The 21,817-nt window shown below is 74.1% G+C and carries 21 protein-coding genes; 8 read left to right on the top strand and 13 right to left on the bottom strand.

The genetic code is table 11. The features are described from left to right. Window positions 1-381 precede the first annotated feature (381 nt). Both TEK04_RS01765 and TEK04_RS01760 read right to left on the bottom strand, forming a co-directional pair. Window positions 382-1,236 (bottom strand): PPK2 family polyphosphate kinase, encoded by an 855-nt coding sequence (locus TEK04_RS01765; protein ID WP_336402579.1) that lies wholly within the window; start codon window positions 1,234-1,236, stop codon window positions 382-384. Between the two features lie 35 nt (window positions 1,237-1,271). Further along, complete coding sequence (locus tag TEK04_RS01760; RefSeq protein WP_336402578.1) at window positions 1,272-3,227, bottom strand: HelD family protein; 1,956 nt, start codon at window positions 3,225-3,227, stop codon at window positions 1,272-1,274. Between the two features lie 103 nt (window positions 3,228-3,330). On the opposite strand from TEK04_RS01760, the gene TEK04_RS01755 reads away from it, so the two are divergent. Together TEK04_RS01755 and TEK04_RS01750 are read left to right on the top strand one after the other, a co-directional pair. Beyond that, a complete protein-coding gene (locus tag TEK04_RS01755; protein WP_336402577.1) occupies window positions 3,331-4,053 on the top strand; it encodes a GAF domain-containing protein in 723 nt (240 codons plus the stop codon). A gap of 116 nt (window positions 4,054-4,169) precedes the next feature. Then, the gene (locus TEK04_RS01750) at window positions 4,170-4,946 is read left to right on the top strand and encodes a GAF and ANTAR domain-containing protein (RefSeq protein WP_336402576.1); all 777 of its coding nucleotides are present in this window, start codon (window positions 4,170-4,172) and stop codon (window positions 4,944-4,946) included. Here TEK04_RS01750 and TEK04_RS01745 read toward each other — a convergent pair. The 3 genes from TEK04_RS01745 to TEK04_RS01735 form a co-directional block, all read right to left on the bottom strand. Beyond that, window positions 4,933-5,544, bottom strand: a complete 612-nt coding sequence (locus TEK04_RS01745; RefSeq protein WP_336402575.1) for a TetR family transcriptional regulator — start codon at window positions 5,542-5,544, stop codon at window positions 4,933-4,935. The two genes, TEK04_RS01750 and TEK04_RS01745, sit on opposite strands and share 14 nt — an antisense overlap. A 130-nt stretch (window positions 5,545-5,674) precedes the next feature. Beyond that, window positions 5,675-6,526, bottom strand: a complete 852-nt coding sequence (locus TEK04_RS01740) for a 3-hydroxybutyryl-CoA dehydrogenase (protein WP_336402574.1) — start codon at window positions 6,524-6,526, stop codon at window positions 5,675-5,677. A 118-nt stretch (window positions 6,527-6,644) separates the two neighbouring features. Then, the gene (locus tag TEK04_RS01735) at window positions 6,645-6,824 is read right to left on the bottom strand and encodes a hypothetical protein (protein WP_336402573.1); all 180 of its coding nucleotides are present in this window, start codon (window positions 6,822-6,824) and stop codon (window positions 6,645-6,647) included. A 426-nt stretch (window positions 6,825-7,250) separates the two neighbouring features. Between TEK04_RS01735 and icmF the strand changes: the two genes are divergently transcribed. From icmF to vapC, 5 genes are all read left to right on the top strand, one after another. Then, window positions 7,251-10,463, top strand: a complete 3,213-nt coding sequence (gene icmF, locus TEK04_RS01730; RefSeq protein ID WP_336402572.1) for a fused isobutyryl-CoA mutase/GTPase IcmF — start codon at window positions 7,251-7,253, stop codon at window positions 10,461-10,463. Between the two features lie 95 nt (window positions 10,464-10,558). Then, a complete protein-coding gene (locus TEK04_RS01725; RefSeq protein ID WP_336402571.1) occupies window positions 10,559-11,044 on the top strand; it encodes a MarR family winged helix-turn-helix transcriptional regulator in 486 nt (161 codons plus the stop codon). Between the two features lie 53 nt (window positions 11,045-11,097). Beyond that, a complete protein-coding gene (locus tag TEK04_RS01720; RefSeq protein WP_336402570.1) occupies window positions 11,098-11,835 on the top strand; it encodes a helical backbone metal receptor in 738 nt (245 codons plus the stop codon). 16 nt (window positions 11,836-11,851) lie between these two features. After that, the gene (locus TEK04_RS01715) at window positions 11,852-12,061 is read left to right on the top strand and encodes a type II toxin-antitoxin system VapB family antitoxin (protein WP_336402569.1); all 210 of its coding nucleotides are present in this window, start codon (window positions 11,852-11,854) and stop codon (window positions 12,059-12,061) included. After that, the gene (vapC, locus tag TEK04_RS01710; RefSeq protein ID WP_336402568.1) at window positions 12,058-12,459 is read left to right on the top strand and encodes a type II toxin-antitoxin system VapC family toxin; all 402 of its coding nucleotides are present in this window, start codon (window positions 12,058-12,060) and stop codon (window positions 12,457-12,459) included. Before TEK04_RS01715 ends, vapC begins: the two co-directional genes overlap by 4 nt. Window positions 12,460-12,549: 90 nt before the next feature. Here the strand turns inward: vapC and TEK04_RS01705 are convergent, their stop codons facing one another. Then, window positions 12,550-13,695, bottom strand: coding sequence for a glutathione-independent formaldehyde dehydrogenase (locus TEK04_RS01705; protein ID WP_336402567.1), 1,146 nt, complete (start codon window positions 13,693-13,695; stop codon window positions 12,550-12,552). Between the two features lie 237 nt (window positions 13,696-13,932). Here TEK04_RS01705 and TEK04_RS01700 point away from each other — a divergent pair, with 237 nt between their 5' ends. Further along, a complete protein-coding gene (locus TEK04_RS01700) occupies window positions 13,933-15,075 on the top strand; it encodes a thiolase family protein (protein WP_336402566.1) in 1,143 nt (380 codons plus the stop codon). Window positions 15,076-15,165: 90 nt separating this feature from the next. On the opposite strand, the gene TEK04_RS01695 is transcribed toward TEK04_RS01700, so the two are convergent. The 7 genes from TEK04_RS01695 to TEK04_RS01665 all read right to left on the bottom strand — a co-directional run bounded on the left by TEK04_RS01695 (window position 15,166) and on the right by TEK04_RS01665 (window position 21,723). Further along, window positions 15,166-15,828, bottom strand: a complete 663-nt coding sequence (locus TEK04_RS01695; protein WP_336402565.1) for an acVLRF1 family peptidyl-tRNA hydrolase — start codon at window positions 15,826-15,828, stop codon at window positions 15,166-15,168. 23 nt (window positions 15,829-15,851) lie between these two features. After that, the gene (locus TEK04_RS01690; RefSeq protein WP_336402564.1) at window positions 15,852-16,673 is read right to left on the bottom strand and encodes an EAL domain-containing protein; all 822 of its coding nucleotides are present in this window, start codon (window positions 16,671-16,673) and stop codon (window positions 15,852-15,854) included. Between the two features lie 115 nt (window positions 16,674-16,788). Continuing rightward, window positions 16,789-17,238, bottom strand: coding sequence for a rhodanese-like domain-containing protein (locus tag TEK04_RS01685; protein ID WP_336402563.1), 450 nt, complete (start codon window positions 17,236-17,238; stop codon window positions 16,789-16,791). Further along, the gene (locus tag TEK04_RS01680; RefSeq protein ID WP_336402562.1) at window positions 17,235-17,768 is read right to left on the bottom strand and encodes a cysteine dioxygenase; all 534 of its coding nucleotides are present in this window, start codon (window positions 17,766-17,768) and stop codon (window positions 17,235-17,237) included. Before TEK04_RS01680 ends, TEK04_RS01685 begins: the two co-directional genes overlap by 4 nt. Before the next feature lie 223 nt (window positions 17,769-17,991). Next, on the bottom strand, window positions 17,992-19,206 hold the full coding sequence (locus TEK04_RS01675) for an MFS transporter (protein WP_336402561.1): 1,215 nt from the start codon (window positions 19,204-19,206) through the stop codon (window positions 17,992-17,994). Between the two features lie 77 nt (window positions 19,207-19,283). Next, the gene (locus tag TEK04_RS01670; RefSeq protein ID WP_336402560.1) at window positions 19,284-19,823 is read right to left on the bottom strand and encodes a hypothetical protein; all 540 of its coding nucleotides are present in this window, start codon (window positions 19,821-19,823) and stop codon (window positions 19,284-19,286) included. A gap of 85 nt (window positions 19,824-19,908) precedes the next feature. Next, window positions 19,909-21,723 carry a phosphoenolpyruvate carboxykinase (GTP) gene (locus TEK04_RS01665; RefSeq protein WP_336402559.1) on the bottom strand — a complete coding sequence of 605 codons (1,815 nt, stop codon included), beginning with the start codon at window positions 21,721-21,723 and terminating at the stop codon, window positions 19,909-19,911. Between the last annotated feature and the right edge of the window lie 94 nt (window positions 21,724-21,817).

Below are 21,817 nucleotides of genomic sequence, written 5' to 3'. Positions count from 1 at the left end.
CGCAGCTGCCGCCACGGGTGAGGGCCGCGTGGGTGGTTCGGCGCCCAGCGCACCGGGGGCGAGGGGTTCGGGTACCCAGTCGGCGGAGGCAGCGACGCCGTCCAGACCCATGACCCACGCCCCCTCATCTCGACTCGAACAGGTGTACGAAGAGTAGCGCATGGGCGGGCGCGGATCAACCCGAAACCGCAGCTCAGAGGCCCTAGGAACCCCGGTAGCCCACTCCGCTGCACTGGGTGATCGTCATCCGACGCCTGGTGACCACACGGCGGCCGACGTGGGTCCTCACCGTCACATGACGCCCCGCGCGGCGAGGTGGCGGGGCCGAGGCCTCGATGGCTGCGGGAGGGGCCGAGGGCAGCTGCGACGCGAGGGCTGGGCTCAGTCGGCTTCGTCGATGAGGCGGTCGCGCTGGGCGGCCACGTCGTAGTCGGCACCCGGGAAGCGGGGCGCCAGGTCGGAGACCGCCTCCTGCAGCAACCGGCCCACCGCCCAGTTGCGGTACCACTTCCGGTCGGCGGGGACGACGTACCAGGGGTTGGTCTGGGTCGACGTCCGCTCGATCGCGATCTCGTACGCCCGCTGGTAGTCGTCCCACAAGGCGCGCTCGTCGACGTCGCCGGGGTTGAACTTCCAGCGCTTGGTCGAGTCGTCGAGGCGGGCGAGCAGCCGCTGCTTCTGCTCCCACTTCGACACGTGCAGCATGCACTTCACGATCGTGGTGCCGGCCGCGGTGAGCTGGTCCTCGAACCGCACGATCTCCTTGTAGCGCCGCTCGATGACCGCCGGCGTCGCCAGCTCGCGCACCCGCCCGATGAGCACGTCCTCGTAGTGCGAGCGGTCGAAGACGCCGATCATCCCGGGCCCGGGCACCGCCCGGCGCACCCGCCAGAGGAACCCGTGCTTGAGCTCCTCCGGCGTCGGCTTCTTGAAGCTGGTGATCGCGACGCCCTGCGGGTTCACCGCGCCGGCGACGGCCTTGATGACCCCGCCCTTGCCGCTGGTGTCCATGCCCTGCAGCACGAGCAGCACCCGCCGCTCCCCGCCCGAGACGCCCTCGGCGTAGAGCTTCTCCTGCAGCGAGGACAGCTCGGCGCCGTCGGCGATCATCTGCACCTTGGTGGCGTCCTTGTCACCGGGCGCCACGGGTGTGCCCCGGGGGTCGACGTCGGCCAACGACACCTCCCCGGCCGGTGCCCGGAGGACCTCGCGCAGGGACGTCGTCGACTTGGCCATGATCGAGACCCTAGTTCGGCCGGCCGACCCCGGCCTCAGCCGGCGAGCAGGTCCGGGAGCGGGTCGCGGTGCAGCACGGCCAGGCTGCTCACCGCGCGGGTCAGCGCGACGTAGAGCCGGTGCAGGCCGCGCGGCTCGGCCGCCACGATCGCGGCCGGTTCGACGACCACCACGTGGTCGAACTCCAGCCCCTTCACCAACGTCGCCGGGACGACGGCCACCGGCGCGGGCTCACCGCCGTCGTCGGCCAGCGCCGCAGCGTCGACCCCCTCCAGACCCAGCGCGGCCACCAGCTCCTCGACCGAGGCGTCGGCGCACACCACGCCCACCGACCCCGGCCCGGCCGACCGCACCACCTCGGCGAGCACCGGACCGAGCACCGACACCGGACGCAGCCGCAGCGACCCGGGCTCCGACCGCACCGCGGTCGCCGGCGCCAACCCGGGCACGAGCACCGGCAGCAGCCGGTTGGCGAACTCCAGCACCTCGGCCGGCACCCGGTAGCCGGTGGTCAGGGGCCGGACGGCGGCGTCCGGGCGTCCCAGTGCCGTGAGCGTCGTCGACCAGTCGGCCACCGACCACGGGCTGGTGGCCTGCGCCAGGTCGCCGAGCACGGTCATCGACCCCGCCCCCACCCGGCGGGCGATCGCCCGGCACTGCATCGGCGAGAGGTCCTGCGCCTCGTCGACCACCACGTGCCCGTACCCCGGCGTCCGCTCCAGCAGGCCGGCCACCTCGTCGACCAGCACCGCGTCGGCCGCCGTCCAACGGGTGGCCCGCACCGAGCGGGCCGGGGTACGCCGCAGCAGCTCCTGCTCGTCCACGCCGAGCAGGGAGCCGGCCACCGACGGGTCGGCGAGCACCCCGGCGACCAGGGCGGCGGCGTCCACCGCGGGCCAGCGCTCGTCGCAGAACGCGCGCACCTCGGCCGAGCGGGCGCAGCGCCGCGTCTCGGCGTCCGTCGGGCTCCCGCCGGCCTCCTCCTTCTGCCGGCGGGCGTCCTCGGCCAGCGACAGCGCGAGCCGCTCGCGACCGGCGCCGTAGGAGATCTCGGCCCGGCGCAGGTCGTCGACGTACCGGCGCAACCGCTCCTCGGGGATCCGGTACCGGCGCCCCGACAGCGGCACCTGCACCGAGTCGCGCGGCTTGGTCACCCCGCGCCACAGGGCCCGGCGCAGCACGTCGGCCAGCCGGGCGTCGCCCTTGAGGACGGCGACGTCGTCGGGGTCCTGCGCGCGCACGGGCACCCGGGCGGTGAGGTCGGCGACGGTGGCCTGGTCGACCTCCACCTCGCCGAGGGCGGGCAGCACCTGCTCGATGTAGCGCAGGAACGCCCGGTTGGGCCCGACGACCAGTACGCCGCTGCGGGCCAGCTGCTCGCCGTGCGTGTAGAGCAGGTACGCCGCCCGGTGCAGCCCGACGGCGGTCTTGCCGGTGCCCGGGGCGCCCTGCACGCAGATCGACTCGGCCAGGGGCGCGCGCACGATGTCGTCCTGGTCGGGCTGGATGGTGGCCACGATGTCGCGCATCGGGCCCGACCGCGGGCGCTCGATCTCCTCCCTCAGCAGCGCCGAGGGGCGGTCGTCGACCGTCAGCGACTCGTCCTCGTAGGAGGTGAGCGCACCGTCGGCGAAGCCGAACCGGCGCCGCCGCTCCAGACCCTGCGGGTCGGCGACGCTGGCCTGGTAGAACGGCCGGCTCATCGGGGCCCGCCAGTCGATCACCACCGGTTCACCGGCCGCGTCGCGCACGTGGCGGCGGCCGATGTGGAAGGTCTCCTCGGCGGTGTCGGTGCGGCCGAAGAACGCCGGGGCACCGGGGTCGGCGGCCAGCGACCTCGGGCGCTCGGCCCGGGCCTGCCCGAGCCGTTCGGAGGCCCAGGCGTCGACACCTGCGTCGGCGGTGGCGAGCGTCGCGCTGCGCATCGCGCCCAGGCACGACGCGGCCAGCTCGAGGTGGGCACGTTCGGCGGCGAGGACGGCGTCGGGCACGGTGGGAGGACGTTACGCCCCGCAGCGGCGCCGTCCACCCCTTTTCCTCCCCCGACCGGGCCTTCGGCGCGCGGACCGCAGCAGAGGCGCGCAGTATGAGGTGATGCGTGCCGTCGAGGCCTTCGCCGCGGCGATGGCCGACCCCGGGACCGGGTCGCTGGACCCTGGGCTGCTGCCCGAGCGGCTGGCTCGGGCCTGCGTCCGCTCCCTGCCCGTCGACGGCGCCGGGATCACCTGCACGTTCCACCCGGGCCGGCGCCTCCCGATCGGGGCGAGCGACCCCGAGGCCGCGGCCGCCGAACGTCTGCAGTTCAGCATCGGCGAGGGCCCCTGCGTCACCGCGCAGACCGAGCAGCGCATGGTGGTCGCCGCCGGCGACGAGCTCGCCGCCCGCTGGCCCGTCTACACCGCCCAGCTGATGGCCCGCACCGACTACCGCGGTGTGGTGTCGGTGCCCCTCCCGGGCGCGCTGGCCGGGGTGGCTGCGCTCGACGTGTACCTGCACCGGGCCACCGACACCGCCGCGCTCGCCGCCGACGACGTGCTGGCCGTGGCCGGGGAGGTCGCCGCCGCGCTCGCCGACGACCTGGCCGGGAGCGGCAGCCGCTCGCTGGGCATGCCGGCCTGGATGGACGAGGGGCCGGTCGCTGCCCGGCAGCACGTCTGGCGCGCGGTCGGCTACCTGGTCGGCCGCGACGGCGGCTCGGCCGGCGAGGCGCTCGCCCGCCTGCGGGCCCGGGCCTTCGCCCAGGACGACGACGTGGAGTCCGTGGCGGTGGCCGTGCTCGACCGATCGGCTCCGCCGCCCGGCGACCCCGACCTCTAGGGTGGTGCGTGACCGGTGAGCACCGCCGGTCTGCGTCGAACCCCGCGGCGCGCGCCCGTCCCGGCCCGGGGCGGCACCTGGCGGTCTGTGCACCGTCAGGGACACCTGGGGAGCCCATGGGCCCGGACCGCCCGCACGACGACGACGCCCCCCACGCCGGCGCCGAGGCCGCCGTCGACGCCGCGGTGGCGTCGCTGAACCGGCTGTTCCTGGCCGACCACTCCGTGCCCGCGGTGCTGCAGCGGGTCGTCGAGCTGGCCGCCGACGTGCTGCCCGGGGTGGCCGACGCGTCGATGACCATGATCGAGCCCGGGACGGCCGGGGCCACCGTCGCGTCGTCGGGCCTGCTGGCCTACGAGCTCGACGAGACCCAGTACCGCGCCGGGGACGGTCCCTGCCTCACGGCGAGCACCTCCGACGGGCCGGTCCTGCTGGCCGACACCGCCGTCGACACGCGCTGGCCGGCGTTCACCCGCCACGCCCACGAGCGCGGCGCCGCCGCCGTCCTCTCCCTGCCGGTCGACCTGCCGCTGAGCCCGGAGGAGCGGGCGCAGCGCCGCCGCCGGGTACGGGCAGCGCTGAACCTGTACGCCACGGACCCGGGCGTCTTCGACCCGCCGACCGTGGGTGTCTGCGCCCGGTTCGCCACCGGGGCCGGGGCCGCCGTCGCCAACATGCGGGCCCTGGCCGCCAGCCGGTCCCTGGTCGAGGGACTGCGCGAGGCCACCGAGGCCCGGATGGTCATCGAGCAGGCCAAGGGCATGGTCATGGCTCGCTCCGACTGCACCGCCGAGCAGGCGTTCGAGGTGCTGTCGGCCGAGTCCCAGCGCAGCCAGCGCAAGCTGCGCGACGTCGCCGCCGACGTCGTCGCCGGCCGCATCACGCCGGGCTGACCACGGGGGCCGTACCGCGCCCCGACAGCAACCGACCCACCACCTCCTGGGCCAGGCGGGTGGCCTCCTCGGCCGGCACCGGTCCGGAGACCAGCCGCTGCACCAGCTGGGCGCGCAGCACGCGGCCGACGAGCTCGGCCCGCGCCGGGTCCACCGACCCGCCGCCGGCGAGCAGCGCACGCGCCTGGTCGGCCACCGGTCGGTCCACCACCCGGGCGAAGGCCGCCCGCAGGGAGGCGTGCTGCCGGTCGGCGCCGAGCAGGGCGGCTGCCGCTCGCTCGGGCAGGGTCAGCGGTGCCGACCACCACCCGGCCAGCTGGTCGAGCTGGGTCTGGAGCGAGGCACCCGGCGCGACGGGTCGCACCAGCTCGGCGGCGTGCACCGCCTCGACGGCGAGGTCGTGCACGTCCGGCCACCGCCGGTAGATGGCCGCCTTGCCGGCCCCGGCGCGGCGGGCCAGCCGGTCGGGGTTCAGGGCCGGTAAGCCCTCCTCCGCCAGGAGGTGCTGGGCCGCGTCCAGCAGGCGCGGACCCAGCGTCGGGTCCGGGGGACGCCCCCGCCTGCGGACGGGAGGACGGAGGGGCGACGGGGACGACATGACGGGTCTCGGCTCCGGGAGCGGACCCTCGGGCCCGGCGCGCACGTACGCGACTGGCACCCGGCGGTTGGATGTCGAGGGGCACGCTACGGCTTGTGGCGGGGAAGATCAACCGTCCGCGCCGTGCGGGTCACCGCGGGTAGGGGAAGAACCCCCGGCCGGTCTTGCGGCCCAGCAGGCCGGCGTCGACCATCCGCAGCAGCAGCGGCGGCGGGGCGTAGAGCGGCTCCTTGAACTCCTCGTACATCGACTGCGCGACCGCGGCGGTGGTGTCCAGGCCGATGAGGTCGGCCAGGGCGAGCGGGCCCTGCGGGTGGGCGCAGCCCTGCACCATGCCGGCGTCGATGTCCTCGGCGGAGGCGAAGCCGCTCTCCATCATGCGGATCGCGGAGAGCACGTACGGGATGAGCAGGGCGTTGACGATGAAACCGGCGCGGTCCTTGGACCTGATGGTGGTCTTGCCCAGCTGGTCCTCGGCGAAGGCGGTCACCGCGGCCAGGGTCTCGTCGCTGGTCAGCAGGCTGGCCACGATCTCGACCAGCGGCAGAACGGGCGCGGGGTTGAAGAAGTGGACGCCGACGACCTTGTCCGGCCGCTGGGTGACGCTGGCCATCTTCACCAGCGGGATCGACGAGGTGTTCGACGCCAGGACTGCCTCCGGCGGCAGCAGCTCGTCCAGCCGGCGGAACAGGTCCAGCTTGAGCGCCTCGACCTCGGGCGCGGCCTCGACCACCAGCTCGCTGTGCACGGTGGCGTCCAGGGAGGTGGCGACCTCGACGCGGGCGAACGCGCCGTCGGCGTCCTCGGTGGAGATGCGGCCGGAGGACGCCGCGCGCTGCAGGGACTTCTCCAGCCGGGCGCGGAACCGCTCGGCACCGGCCTCGTCGGCCTCCACCACCACGACGTCGCACCCGGCCCGGGCGCTGACCTCGGCGATGCCGGCCCCCATCGTCCCGCCACCGATGACCGCGATCCGCTGCACTGGCACTCCTCGCTCGACGTGTGCCGCCCACGGTGCCACACCGCCCCGGGCCTCCGGCTCCCGTGATCACCCCGGGTGCTGTCTCGCCGTCCACGAGGCAGCAACCCACCCGCGGTGATCACCACACCCGGTCGAGCAGGTCCGGGTCCGCCTCCTCCAGCACCTCGGGGACCTCGGACAGGCGGTGGACGCCGGTCCCGATGAGGGCTGCGTCGGCGACGAAGGACGTCTGGTTCGGCGAATCGTCGAGGTAGTGGAGGAGCACCGCCTCCTCGTCACCGCCGGGGTCGCGCGGCACGCGGACCAGCGACTGCGACAGCCGCCGGGCCGAGACCGGCGCTCGGGTAGCCGAGCTCAGACCGACGTCCGGGACGATCTGTTCCTCGATGTGCGCGGGCCCATGATCACCCCGGCTCCGACGCGGTCTCCCGCTCGACGAGGCAGCACTCCACCCGGGGTGATCACCGCCGGAACCGGGTGGACGCCGGGCGCGGCGTGGAGCCGACGGAGGACGACACACGTGCGCGGGGTCCCCGACCAGCAGCGAGGCCGGTGACGGCATCGAGGCGGTCGCCGACCAGGTGGTCGCCGAGCACATCGAGGCCCTGCGGACCCGGTCGGCCGCGTTCACGGCACAGGTCATCGGCTCGTAGGTCTGTGGACGTCCAAGCAATCTCCGCGTAGGTTGCTTGGACGTCCACACATCGCCCCGCCAGGAGGACCCGTGGCCGACCTGCACGTGCCCGTGAACCCCGTCCGCTTCGTCACCGCCGCGAGCCTGTTCGACGGCCACGACGCCGCGATCAACGTGATGCGGCGGCTGCTGCAGAGCCAGGGCGCGGAGGTCGTCCACCTGGGCCACGACCGCAGCGTGGCCACCGTCGTCCGGGCGGCACTGGAGGAGGACGCGCAGGGCATCGCGCTGAGCTCCTACCAGGGCGGGCACGTCGAGTACTTCAGCTACCTCAAGGAGGAGCTGGAGCGGCACGGCGCCGGCCACGTGCAGGTGTTCGGCGGGGGCGGCGGCGTCATCGTCCCCGAGGAGATCGCACTGCTGCGGTCCCGCGGCGTGCGCATCTTCGCCCCCGAGGACGGCCAGCGGCTCGGCCTCCCGGGCATGATCAACGAGCTCATCGCCGCCTGCGACGTCGACCTGACGAAGCAGGTGCCGGACGCGGACGCACTCCTGACGCGCCTGCTCACCGGCGACCCCGCCGCCCTCGCCCGGGCCATCACGGTGCTGGAGGCCGGAGCCTCGCCCGAGCTGGCCGAGCGGGTGACCCGGGAAGCGGCGCAGCGGCACGTCCCGGTCCTGGGCATCACCGGCACCGGCGGGTCGGGCAAGTCCTCGCTCACCGACGAGCTCCTGCGCCGGCTGCGGCTGGACCAGGAGGACAAGCTGCGCATCGCCGTCCTCGCGGTCGACCCGTCCCGGCGTCGCGGTGGCGGCGCGCTGCTCGGCGACCGGATCCGCATGAACGCCCTGGAGACCGGCGACCGCGGCTCCACCTTCTTCCGCTCGCTGGCCACCCGCACCGCCGGCGCGCAGGTGCCCGAGCACCTCGACCAGGTCATCGCCGCCACCAAGGCCGCGGGCTTCGACCTGGTGATCGTGGAGACCCCGGGCATCGGGCAGGGCGACGCGGCGATCCTGCCGTTCTCCGACGTCTCGCTGTACGTGATGACGCCGGAGTTCGGCGCCGCATCGCAGCTGGAGAAGATCGACATGCTCGACTTCGCGGACGTCGTCGCGGTCAACAAGTACGAGCGCCGGGGCGCGGAGGACGCCCGCCGCGACGTCGCCCGCCAGCTGGTGCGCAACCGCGAGGCGTTCGGCCAGAGCTGGGAGACGATGCCGGTGTTCGGCACCAGCGCCGCCCGGTTCAACGACGACGGCGTCACCGCGCTGTTCCAGGAGCTGAAGAAGCTGCTGGCCGCGAAGGGGTTGTCGCTGGCCACCGGCGTGCTGCCGACCGTCGACGTCATGGCCTCCACCGGGCTGACCAGCGTCGTCCCGTCGTCCCGGGCCCGGTACCTGGCCGACGTCGCGGACACCGTGCGCGGCTACCACCGCACGACGGCCGAGCAGGCCGCCGCCGCCCGCGACCGCCAGCACCTGACGACGGCGGCGGGGCTCCTCGACGGGGAGGCCGCGGACGCCGCCCGGGCCCGAGCGGAGCAGATCGACCTGCTCCCCGACACCGTGCACCTGCTCCAGGGCTGGCCGCAGCTGGTGGAGGACTACTCCGGCGACACCTACACCTACACCGTCCGGGGCCGCGAGATCGCCGTCCCGCTGACCCGCGAGACGCTGAGCGGCAACCAGGTGCGGCGGGTGTCGCTGCCGCGCACCGACGACCACGGCCAACTCGTCGGCTGGCTGCGCAGCGAGAACGTGCCCGGCCGGTTCCCCTACACCGCCGGCGTCTTCCCGTTCAAGCGCGACGGCGAGGCCCCGGCCCGCATGTTCGCCGGCGAGGGCGACGCGTTCCGCACCAACCGGCGCTTCCAGCTGCTCAGCGAGGGCCAGCCGGCCACCCGGCTCTCCACCGCGTTCGACTCGGTCACCCTCTACGGCCGCGACCCCGACCCGCGACCGGACGTCTACGGCAAGGTCGGCACCTCCGGCGTCTCCATCGCGACGCTGGAGGACATGAAGGTGCTCTACGACGGGTTCGACCTGTGCTCGCCGACCACCTCGGTGTCGATGACCATCAACGGCCCGGCCCCGGCGATCCTCGCGATGTTCCTGAACACCGCGATCGACCAGCGACTGGCCGCCTCCCCCGACGAGGACCCGGCGCAGGTGCGCGCCTGGGTGCTGGCCAACGTCCGTGGCACCGTGCAGGCCGACATCCTCAAGGAGGACCAGGGCCAGAACACCTGCATCTTCTCCACGGAGTTCGCGCTGCGGTGCATGGCCGACATCCAGGAGTGGTTCATCGCCGAGGGGGTGCGCAACTTCTACTCGGTCTCGATCTCCGGCTACCACATCGCCGAGGCCGGGGCGAACCCCATCAGCCAGCTCGCCTTCACCCTGGCCAACGGGTTCACCTACGTCGAGGCCTACCTGGCCCGCGGCATGTCCATCGACGACTTCGCGCCCAACCTGAGCTTCTTCTTCTCCAACGGCATGGACGCCGAGTACACGGTCATCGGCCGGGTCGCCCGCCGCATCTGGGCGGTGGCGATGAAGGAGCGCTACGGCGCCAACCCGCGCGCCCAGCAGCTGAAGTACCACGTGCAGACCTCGGGCCGGTCGCTGCACGCGCAGGAGATGGACTTCAACGACATCCGCACCTCGCTGCAGGCGCTGTGCGCGATCTACGACAACGCCAACTCGCTGCACACCAACGCCTACGACGAGGCGGTCACCACGCCGTCGGCGCACTCGGTCCGCCGGGCACTGGCCATCCAGATGATCATCGACCGGGAGTGGGGCCTGGCGATGAACGAGAACCCGCTGCAGGGCTCGTTCGTCGTCGACGAGCTCACCGACCTGGTCGAGGAGGCCGTGCTTGCGGAGTTCGACCGGATCGCCGAGCGCGGCGGCGTGCTGGGCGCCATGGAGACCGGCTACCAGCGCGGCCGGATCCAGGACGAGTCGATGCTGTACGAGCACCGCAAGCACGACGGTTCGCTGCCCATCGTCGGCGTCAACACCTTCCTCGACCCGCACGCCGCCGAGGAGGCGCCGCAGACCGTCGAGCTGGCCCGGGCCACCGAGGACGAGAAGCAGTCGCAACTGCGGCGCCTGGCCGACTTCCACGCCCGGCACGCCGCCGAGGCCCCGGCCGCGCTGTCGGCCCTGCAGGACGCCGCCATGCACGGCGGCAACGTCTTCGCCGCGCTCATGGACGCCGTCCGGGTGTGCTCGCTGGGCCAGATCAGCGACGCCTTCTTCGAGGTCGGCGGGCAATACCGTCGGAACGTCTGACCCCCGCCCCGGACCCCGCTCGATGTGACTCGGTGCGGTGTCCGGGGTCGGCGACCCGACAAGATGTCCCATCGAGCGCGGACCGGGAGGGCGTGATGGACCCCATCGACGAGGCCGGGCGGCAGTGGACCGCCCGGGGGTGGGACGACGCCACCCCGGGGATGCTGGCCGTCACCTCCATCATGCGGGCGCAGGCGATCGTGCAGGCCCGGGTGGACGCCGTGCTGCGCCCGCTCGGGCTGACCTTCGCCCGCTACGAGCTGCTGCAGCTGCTCTCCTTCACCCGATCCGGGGCCCTGCCGATGACCCGGGCCGGCGCGCTGCTGCAGGTGCACCCGGCGTCGGTCACCAACGCGGCCCAGCGGCTGGAGGCGGCCGAGCTGGTGGTGCGCCGGCCGTCGCCGTCCGACGGCCGGGTGGTGGTCGTCTCCATCACCGACGAGGGACGGCGGCTGGCGGCCAAGGCGACCGACGCCCTCAACGCCGAGGTGTTCACCCGCCCCGGCCTGGCCCCCGACCGCGTGCGCGACCTGGTCGACGTCCTCCGCGAGCTCCGCGCCGACGCCGGGGACCTCGGGTGACGTGGTCGAGAGGCACCCCAGCGGGCGTCGGGGGCGCCGGCACGCCCGCTGACGTGCTCCTCGACGACCTGGGGCACCCCGTACCGTTCCCGCGCCCCCCGCGCAGGGTCGTCTCGCTGGTGCCTTCGCTGACCGAGGCGCTGGCGGTCACCGTCCCGGACCGGCTGGTGGGTGCGACCGACTGGTGCACCCACCCGGCCGGCCTCGACGTGCCACGGGTGCGCGGTACCAAGAACCCCTCCCTGGCCGCGGTCCGCGACCTGCAACCGGACCTGGTGGTGGCCAACCAGGAGGAGAACCGGGAGCTCGACGTCCGCCGGCTCCGGGAGGCCGGCGTCCCGGTGTGGGTGACCCGGATCGAGACCCTGGACGGCGCATTCGCCTCGATGCACCGGCTGTTCGCCGACGTCCTGCAGGTACCGGTCCCCGGCTGGCTGACCGCGGCCGAGCAGGAGTGGGCGCAGGAGCCACCGCCCGGACCGCGGGTGGCGGTGGCCATCTGGCGCGACCCGTGGATGTGGGTGGGCGCCCGCACCTTCACCGGCGACCTGCTGGCCCGGCTGGGCTGCACCAACGCCGTCACCGCCGAGCGCTACCCGGGGGCCGAGCCCGAGGACGTCGACGCCGAGCTGGTGCTGCTGCCCGACGAGCCCTACGTCTTCACCGCCGACGACGGCCCCGAAGCCTTCCCCGGCCGGGCGACCGCGCTGGTCAGCGGCCGGCAGCTCACCTGGTACGGCCCGTCCCTCACCACCGCCCGCGTCGCCCTCCTGGCGGCTGTACACATCTGATGTGTACGATCGGTGTATGAGTCGCACGAACATCGACCTGGACGACGCCCTGGTGGCCGAGGTGATGCGCCGGTTCGACGTGTCGACGAAGAAGGACGCCGTCGACCTCGCACTGCGCAGGCTCGTCGGGAGCCCGGCCACCGCCGACGACCTGCTCGCCCTCGGCGGCGTCGGGTGGTCCGGCGACCTCGACGCGATGCGGGACGGGTCGGGCCCCCGCACGTGATCCTGCTCGACTCGTCGGCGTGGGTCACGCACCTGCGCGGCGCCGACGTCCCCGCACTCGCGGAGGTGCGCACGATCCTCCGTGAGCGCGCCTCGGAGGTCGTCGTGTGCGAACCCGTGGTGATGGAGCTGCTCGCCGGCGCGACGTCCGGGACGGTGGACCGGCTCGAGCGCGTCCTCGACGGCCTCCCGTCCCTCAGGTTCTCGCCGGAGACCGACTTCCGGACCGCAGCAACGCTGCACCGGTCCGCGCGGGCGACGGGCGAGACGGTGCGCAGCATGGTCGACTGCGTGATCGCGGCCGTCGCCATCCGCCACGGCGCACAGCTCGTCCACCGGGACCGGGACTTCGACGTCCTCGCCCAGGTGAGCCCGCTGGACCAGGTCCGGCTCAGCTGACCGGCGCCGGGGCGGGCCCGCGGGCGGCATCCACCGACCGGCTGGACCTCCCTCCACCGATCGGCGGGCGACCGGTGGAGGGAGAGTCGGTCAGACGCCTGCGGGGTGCAGCAGCACCTTGGTCCAGCCGGGGTCGCGGTCGTCGAAGTGCTGGTAGCCCTCGACCGCCTCGTCCAGCGACAGGTGGTGGCTGACGATCGCCCCGGGGTTCGCCTTGCCCGTGGTGATCAGGTCGCGCAGCTGCCGGTTGTAACGCTTGACGGGGGCCTGCCCGGTGCCCATCAACTGCCCCTTCGTGAAGAAGGTGCCGAACTGCCAGGGGATGCGGCCCTCCTTCGCCAGGTCGCCCGACGCGCCGGGGTCCTCGGGCATGTAGACCCCGACCACGCCGAGGCCACCGGTGGCGCGCACCACCTGGGCCAGGTTGTCCAGCACCAGCTCGGGGTGCTCGTCGCCGGTGCCGTCGTGCGCCTGGTAACCCACCGCGTCCACACCGCGGTCCACACCGCGGCCACCGGTGAGCTGCATCAGCTGCTCGACCGGGTCGCCGGCGGAGAAGTCCACCGGGACGGCGCCGTAGCCCTCGGCGAGCCGCAACCGGTCGGGCTCCTTGTCCACCACGTAGACCTCCGAGGCGCCCCGGATCACCGCCGAGTGCGCGGCCATCAGCCCGACCGGGCCGCCGCCGAACACCGCCACGCGGTCCCCCACCTGGAAGCCGGACAGCTCGACGCCGTGCCAGCCGGTGGGGAACACGTCGGACAGCATGGTGAAGTCGTCCTCGTGCTCGGTGCCCTCGGGGAGCGTGAGCAGGTTGACGTCGGCCCAGGGCACGCGCAGGAACTCGGCCTGGCCGCCGTCGTAGGGGCCCATGTTGGCGTAGCCGTAGGCCGCGCCGTCCATCCCCTCGGTGGGGTTGGCCCGCAGGCAGAACGACGTCCAGCCGGTCTGGCAGTTCCGGCAGGTCCCGCAGGCGATGTTGAACGGGACGGAGACCCGGTCGCCGACCCGGATCCGGTCGACGCCGTCCCCGACGGCCTCGACGACGCCCATGTTCTCGTGGCCGAGGACCTTGCCCTCCTCGACCGACGTGCGGCCCTCGTACATGTGCAGGTCGGAACCGCAGATGTTGGTGGTGGTCAGCCTGATCACCGCGTCGGTGGGCGACTGGATCGTCGGGTCGGGGCGGTCCTCGACGGCGACGGACTTGGGACCGCGGTAGACGACGGCCTTCATGGGTGCCCCCTTCCAGGGGGTTCGCGGGACGGCCCGGCACGACCCGCTCCGGCCCACGGCTGGACGGGAGGTCGGCGGTTGTGCGTCCGCAGCAGCCCTACCCGGGTCGTGGTGGCGCAACCCCGTCGGCCGAGGAACCGGCCGGTCATCCCCTGCGACCGGCTGCACCCCGCTACAGTCAGGACTGACCGCCCAGCGTCGGCAGCGGAGCCGGCGCCCCACGAGAGGAGTCGCCGGATGCGCGACGCAGTCATCGTCGAGGCCGTGCGCACCCCGGTCGGGAAGCGCAACGGCGGCCTGTCCGGCGTCCACCCGGCCGACCTGTCCGCCCACGTGCTGTCCACCCTGGCCACCCGCTCGGGTCTCGACCCCGCCCTGGTCGACGACGTCGTGTGGGGCTGCGTCTCGCAGAGCGGTGAGCAGACCTTCGACATCGGCCGCACCGCCGTCCTGGCCGCCGGCTGGCCCGAGTCGGTCCCCGGCACCACCGTCGACCGGCAGTGCGGCTCGTCGCAGCAGGCCGTGCACTTCGCCGCCGCCGGGCTGGTCGCCGGGCACTACGACGTCGTCGTCGCCGGCGGCATCGAGTCGATGTCCCGGGTGCCGATGGGCTCCTCGCGCGGCAGCCAGGACCCGATGGGCCCGCAGTTCATGGCCCGCTACGACGGCGTGAGCCCCAACCAGGGCATCGGCGCGGAGATGATCGCTGCCCGGTGGGGCCTGTCGCGCACCCAGCTCGACGAGTTCGCGCTGCGCTCGCACGAGCGGGCCGCCGCCGCCCAGGACGAGGGCCGCTTCGACGCCCAGCTCGCCCCCGTCGACGCCCCGGAGGGCCGGGTCGCCGCCGACGAGGGCGTGCGCCGCGGCGGCACCGTCGAGGCCCTCGCCGGCCTCAAGACCCCGTTCCAGGCCGACGGCGTCGTCTCCGCCGGCAACGCCAGCCAGATCTCCGACGGCTCCGCCGCCCTGCTCATGATGACCAGCGAGAAGGCCACCGAGCTGGGCATGACCCCCATCGCCCGGGTGCACAGCGTGGCGCTGGCCGCCGACGACCCGGTCATCATGCTCACCGCGCCCATCCCGGCCACCAAGAAGGTGCTCGACCGCTCGGGCCTGCGGCTCGACGAGATCGGCGTCTTCGAGGTCAACGAGGCCTTCGCCTCGGTGCCGCTGGCCTGGCTGGCCGAGATCGGCGCCGACGAGAAGGTGCTCAACCCGGTCGGCGGGGCCATCGCCCTGGGTCACCCGCTGGGCGCCTCGGGCGCGCGCATCATGACCACGATGGTCCACCACATGCGCGACAACGGGATCCGGTACGGCCTGCAGACCATGTGCGAGGGCGGCGGCCAGGCCAACGCCACCATCCTCGAGCTCCTCTAGCCCCGCAGCTTCGATCAGGGGGGTGCACAGAGCTCTGTCCCCCTCCACCAGGTCTGGTGGAGGGGGACAGAACGTCGTGCACCCCCCTGATCAACGCTGAGCCCCGGGCAGGTGGACCCGGACGGCGCGGAACTGCGCCGGCGTGGCCAGCAGCACCTCCTTGGTGGGCTCCCCCACCTCGACCGGGTCCAGCCGGCGCAGCGCGGCCAGGCCGCTGAGACCGGGGTCGGCGAGCACGTCGTCCACCAGGCCCCGGTCGCCCCCGGTGACCAGCGCCGCGCACGACGCGGCGTACGGGCCGAGCACCCGGACGGCGGTCCCCACCGCGTGCTCGACCACCGCGTCGGTCTGGTGGCCCCGCCGTCGCGCGAAGCGCTGCTGCGACCACCCGCCCGCGGCCGTGCGGCCCTGCACGAGGCGGCTGTCGACCTTGGAGACGACCAGGTCGGGGCCGTCGAACACGCCCACGGCCCAGCGCCCGCGGCGCACCAGCAGCACGGCCACCCGGTGCCGGGTGCGGGCCGCCGCGCCGAGCCGGGTGAGGGCGGCCGGACCGGCGCCGTCCCAGCCGAAGGGCGGGACCAGGCGCAGCAGCTCGCCGTCGGCACAGGTCACCGTCACGCCGACGGCATCGGCCACGACGTCGGTGAACGCACCGTGCCGGGCCGCGGCGTTGTCCAGCCACCGCTCCACCCGCTCGGGTGGGACGAGCACGACCCGCCCCCCGCCGGCAGCCGCCCGCGTCCTGGTCACCGGGCCACCCTGCCACCCCCGGGTCAGCCGGCGGTGGCCACCGTGGCGACCCGCGCCCGCCACCAGTCGGCGAACACGTCGGCGGGCATGGCGGGGGCGTAGAACCAGCCCTGCGCGTGCGGCACCCCCAGGCCGGTCACCAGCGCGTGGTGCGCCGCGGTCTCCACGCCCTCCACGGTGACCTCCAGCCCGAGGGCGCCGGCCAGGGCGACCACCCCGGCCAGCACCCGCCGGGCCTCCGGTGCCGACGGCGCCGCGGCGCGGTGCGGGCCGGGCAGCAACGACCGGTCGACCTTGAGGACGCCGAAGGGCAGCTGGGCCAGCAACCCCACCCGCGCGTAGCCGGCCCCGAAGTCGTCGAGGGCCAGCGTGACGTCGGCGTCGGCGAGGGCCTGCAGGCCGGCCAGGCGGGCCGGGGTGAGGGTGAGCTCGTGCTGCTCGACCACCTCCACCACCAGCCGGTCGGGCAGGGCGCCCGCGAGGTCGCAGGCCTGCCGGACGAGGTCGACCAGCGCCGGGGAGTGCAGGCTCGTGCGGCCCAGGTTGACCCCGACCCGGTGCACGCGCACCCCGTCGGCGTCCCAGGCCGCCACCTGGCCCAGCGCCCCGCGGAGCACGTGGGTGTCCAGCTGCAGGCCCAGGCCGGCCCGCTCGGCGACCGGCACGAACGACTCCGGCGGCAGCGTGCCCCACCGCGGGTGGTGCCAGCGCACCAGCGCCTCGGCACCCAGCGGGGTCCCGGCGGCCACCCCGACGACCGGCTGGTGCACCACCTCGAGGGCACCGTGCCCGGGGTCCCCGGCCAGCACCGCACGCAGGGCGGTGACCAGGTCGGGTGTCGTCACGGATGCATTGTCGAGGCACACCCCGGGCGGCTGCAGGTCGAGCCGGCGACCACCCCCGCCCGGGACGGCGCCCGGCCCGCGCACCCCTCCGTCGGGCCCGCGGACCGGGCGGGTCTCATGCCCGGGTGCCGTGGCCCGGGATGTGCGGCAGGCCCGCCGCGACCCAGGCGTGGAAGCCGCCCACCACGTCGGTGGCGGTGGCCAGCCCCAGCGAGCGCAGCGCGTCGGCGGCGAGGCTGGAGGTGTACCCCTCCGAGCAGAGGACGACGACGTCGACGTCGTAACCCGTGGCCTCGGGCAGCCGGGCGTCGCTGGCCGGGTCGAACCGCCACTCGAGCACGTTGCGCTCCACGACGGTGGCGCCGGCCACCCAGCCCTCCCGGTTGCGCTGGGCCGCCGGTCGGATGTCGACCAGGACGGCGCCGCCGGCGACGCGGGCCGCGGCCTGCTGCGGGGTGACCCGCTCGATGCGGGACCGGGCACCGGCCAGCAGCTCGTCGACCGAGACCGCACCGGGCGGGCGCACGGGCACCGGCCGGGTGACCGGCTCGAGGACGGCGGTCACCAGTCCACCCCGGCCCGCTCGGTGCCGGTGCGGACCAGGCCGCCGTCGTCGATGCGGTAGGTGTTCATGAGCGTCAGGCGCGGTGCGTAGACGTGCAGGCTCACCGCCGGCTCGTGCAGCGTGTTGACCACCTGGTGCACGTAGTGGGCGCCGAAGTAGCGCACCCGCCCGGCCGCGAGGTCGGTGGTGCTCTGGTGCGGGGCGCGCCCGGCGCCGCGGGCCACGACGCGCTCGGTGAGCCCACCCCGGGCCACCGCGAAGGCACCGGCCGAGGCGCCGTGGTCGTGCAGGGGGGTGCCCTGACCGGGCAGCCAGGAGAGCAGCCACACCTGGGCGGCGTGCAGCTCGGCGTGCAGCGACGGGTCGAGGGCGTCGGCGACGTCGGCGGGGTCGAGCAGCGAGGTCCAGCGGGACTCCTCGCGGTACTCGACGCGGTGGGCCCACAGGTCGGTGCGGACGGCGAGGGCCACCGCCAGGGCGGCCGCACCGGCGGGCGCCGTGGTCGGGGCAGGGGGCAGCACGGTGGTCATGCGGTGTCTCCGGGAGTGCGGGCGCGGCGGGACGAGGCGTCCTCGCGGCGGGGTGACGGTCGGGGCGCGGGGGGTCAGCAGCCCGGACAGAGCGCGCTGGCGACACGCAGCAGATCCACGGCGGACCTCCGGTGCAGCTCGAGCAAGTACGTCACGCCGGAGAAGGAACCACAGGGAGCCCCCGGGCGCAAGCAACCGCACCGGAATGGTGCAGATGTCCGCCTCAGCGGGCCAGGGCGGGGTCCCCGGCGTGCTCGGCGGGCACCACCAGCAGCCGCTGGAACGCCGCCACGACCACCCCGGCCAGGAGGGCGGCCGTGGTGGCCACCAGGAACGCGCGGTTGGCGCCGGCGGCGTCGACGACCTTGCCGGCCACCGAGGCGCCGAGCGCCACGCCGATGGCCAGGGCGGTGCCGATCCAGGTGAAGGCCTCGGTGACCACCGCACGCGGCACGAGCACCTCCGCCAGGGTGAAGGCGCTGATCAGGGAGGGGGAGACGGCCAGCCCGGCGAGGACGGTGAACGGGATCATCAGCCAGAGGTCGTCCACCAGCACCAGCGGCAGGCTGAGGACGACGAAGGCCGGCAGCACGACGGCCAGCCGTCGGCGCACCGGCGAGGAGAAGTGCACGGTGCCCCAGCCGATGCCCGACACCATCGAGCCGATCGCGAGCGCGGCGATGAGCACCCCGGAGTAGGACTTGGCACCCACCTCGTCGGCGAAGGCGACCAGCGCGATCTCCAGCGTGCCGAGCACCGTGCCCACCGCCAGGCCCACGACGAACAGCACCCGCAGACCCGCCGTCCGCATGGCCGAGGGCCCCTGCCGGCTCTCGTGCCCGTGCGCGGGGGGCTCGGTGCGGCCCTGGGCGGCGAAGGCCAGGCTGCCCACGACCGCGAGCGCGAACGCGGTGACCACGCCCGAGGTGGTGTGCCCCGTGGTGGACAGGAAGGTGACCAGCACCGGGCCGACGATGAAGACGAACTCGTCGACCACCGACTCCATGGCCAGCGCCGTGGGCAGGCGGGGGGTGCCGCGCAGCAGGTAGGTCCAGCGCACCCGGATCATCGAGCCGACCGGCGGGATGCAGGCCCCGGCGACCGCGGCGGTGGTGAACACGACCCACAGCGGCCAGCTCTCGCGCACCGAGAAGAGGAAGCCGAACCCGGCGAGCACGAACACCACCAGCAGGGGCAGCAGCACCCGCCGCTGGCCCACCGTGTCGGCCAGCCGGCCCAGCACCGGTCCGCTGATCGCGGTGGCCACCGCCCCGGCCGCGGCGACGCCCCCGCCGAGGGCGTAGGAACCGGTGTAGTCCTGCACCAGCAGCACGCTGCCCAGCCCGATCATCGACAGCGGCAACCGCCCGATGAAGGCCGACGCCACCATCGGCAGGGCGTGCGGCGTCCGCAACACCTGCAGGTACGGGTTGGGCACGAGGGGATGGCCTCCGGCGGGGGGACGGGAGCGACGCCGACCAGCCGGACCAGGGCGGCTGGGTCAGGACGGCGGGGTCAGGACGGCGGCAGGGGTGGCCGCTGGTACGTCTCGGCCGCCGGGTAGGCGTTGGTGGTGGGCTCCGGCGACCGCCAGGCCTGCGGCTGGCTGGTGGGGACGGCGGTGAAGCCGTCGTCCTCCCGGTCGTCGCGGTCCTCCCGGCGCGCCCGGCGTCGCCCGCCGGGCAGCAGACCGACCACCACCAGCAGCGAGCCCAGCAGCAGGGCGATGCCCAGCTCGAGCACGACGGGCAGCCCGGCCTGCAGCTGGTCGACCCCGGTGCGCACGTCGAGGTAGTAGGAGGGGCGCACCCACGCGCCGATGCCCGCGGCGAGCAGCAGCAGGCCGCCTCCCAGCGGGGCGAGCGGCGAGAGCCGGCGCAGCGCGGCCAGCAGGCCGAACAGCACGCCGGCGGCGCAGAGCAGCGTGAACCCGGTGGTGCTCACCCGGGCCTGGAAGCCCACGTCCGCGACCGTCTCCCCGATGCCGAAGAGCAGGACCGCGGACGCGACCGCGGCCAGGACGACGCCCAGCACGAGACCGAACAGGTGCCTCATGCTGCCCAACGTAACCGGACACCCGCCGGCGCGGAGTGCGGAGAGCGAGGTGTCGTCGCCCTGCGCACCCCGCGGCGGGGTGCCGTCAGGCCAGTCGGCTCTTGAGGATCTCCAGCTCGTCCCACATCGTCGTGGGCAGCTTGTCGCCGAACTTGTCGAACCACTCGGTGATCTGCGGGACCTCCGCGCGCCACTCCTCGGGCTGCACCGCGAGCGCGGCCTCGACCTGCTCGCGGGTCATGCCCAGGCCCTCGACGTCGAGGGCGTCGACGGTGGGCACGTGCCCGACCGGGGTCTCGACGGCGGCCGCGGTGCCCTCGAGCCGCTCGACGACCCACTTGAGCACGCGGGAGTTCTCCCCGAAGCCCGGCCACAGGAAGCCGCCGTCGGCGTCGCGGCGGAACCAGTTCACGTAGAAGATCGACGGGAGCTTGGTGGCGTCGGCCGACTTGCCGGTCTCGACCCAGTGGTTGAAGTAGTCACCGGCGTTGTAGCCGATGAACGGGAGCATCGCGAAGGGGTCCCGCCGCACCACGCCGACCGCGCCGGTGGCCGCCGCGGTCGTCTCGGAGGACAGGGTCGCCCCCATGAACACGCCGTGGTTCCAGTCCCGGGCCTGGGTGACCAGCGGGATGGTGGTCTTGCGGCGCCCGCCGAACAGGATGGCCGAGATCGGCACGCCCTTCGGGTCGTCGTACTCCGGCGCCAGGATCGGGCACTGCGTGATCGGGGTGCAGAACCGGCTGTTCGGGTGGCTGGAGGGCTCGTCGGAGTCCGGCGTCCAGTCGCGGCCCTTCCAGTCGGTGAGGTGGGCCGGCGGCTGCTCGGTCATGCCCTCCCACCAGACGTCGCCGTCGTCGGTGAGCGCGACGTTGGTGAACACCGAGTTGCCCTGGTCGATGGCGCGCATCGCGTTGGGGTTGGTGTCCCACCCGGTGCCCGGCGCGACGCCGAACAGGCCGAACTCGGGGTTGAGCGCGTAGAGCCGGCCGTCCTCGCCGAACCGCATCCAGGCGATGTCGTCGCCGAGGGTCTCGACCTTCCAGCCCGGGATGGTGGGCTCGAGCATCGCCAGGTTCGTCTTGCCGCAGGCGCTGGGGAAGGCTGCGGCGATGTAGTGCACCTTCCCCTCGGGGTTGGTCAGCTTGAGGATCAGCATGTGCTCGGCGAGCCAGCCCTCGTCACGGGCCATGACCGAGGCGATGCGCAGCGAGTAGCACTTCTTGCCCAGCAGCGCGTTGCCGCCGTAGCCCGAGCCGTAGGACCAGATCATCCGCTCCTCGGGGAACTGGACGATGTACTTGGTCGAGCTGCACGGCCACGGGACGTCGGCCTGGCCAGGCTCCAACGGGGCACCCAGGGAGTGCATGGCCGGCACGAACGGGCGGTCGGTGCCCATGGCCTCCAGGGCCTTGGTGCCGATGCGGGCCATGACCCGCATGGAGACCACGACGTACTCGGAGTCGGTGATCTCGACGCCGAACATGGGCGACTCGGCCTCGATGGGACCCATGCAGAACGGGATGACGTACATCGTGCGACCGCGCATGCACCCGCGGTACAGCTCGGTCATGACGGCCTTCATCTCGGCCGGTTCCATCCAGTTGTTGGTGGGACCGGCGTCGGCCTCGTCGACCGAGCAGATGAAGGTGCGGTCCTCGACCCGGGCGACGTCGCTGGGGTCGGACTGGGCCAGGAACGAGTGCGGCTTGGCCTCGAGGCGGGTGAAGGTGCCGGCCTCCACCAGCTGGTCGGTGAGGCGGGTGTACTCCTCGTCGCTGCCGTCCACCCACACCACGCGGTCCGGGGTCGTCAGCTCCACCATCTCGGCCACCCAGGCCAGCAGGCGCGCGTGGGTGGTGGGGGCGTTCTCCAGACCGGGGGTGGCCACGGACGTCACAGGGTGTCTCCATCCTCTGATCCCGCCGCTGCGGAGCTCGCACCGGCGGTGGTGCTCGGCACCCGCCCGGCGGGTGCGATCCATGGAGGCTAGC

Source organism: Klenkia sesuvii (assembly GCF_037083825.1).
In the GTDB taxonomy this organism is placed as follows: Bacteria; Actinomycetota; Actinomycetes; order Mycobacteriales; family Geodermatophilaceae; genus Klenkia; species Klenkia sesuvii.
The sequence above is the reverse complement of the archived record's forward strand: the minus strand, read 5'-3'. Positions and strand labels throughout refer to the sequence as shown.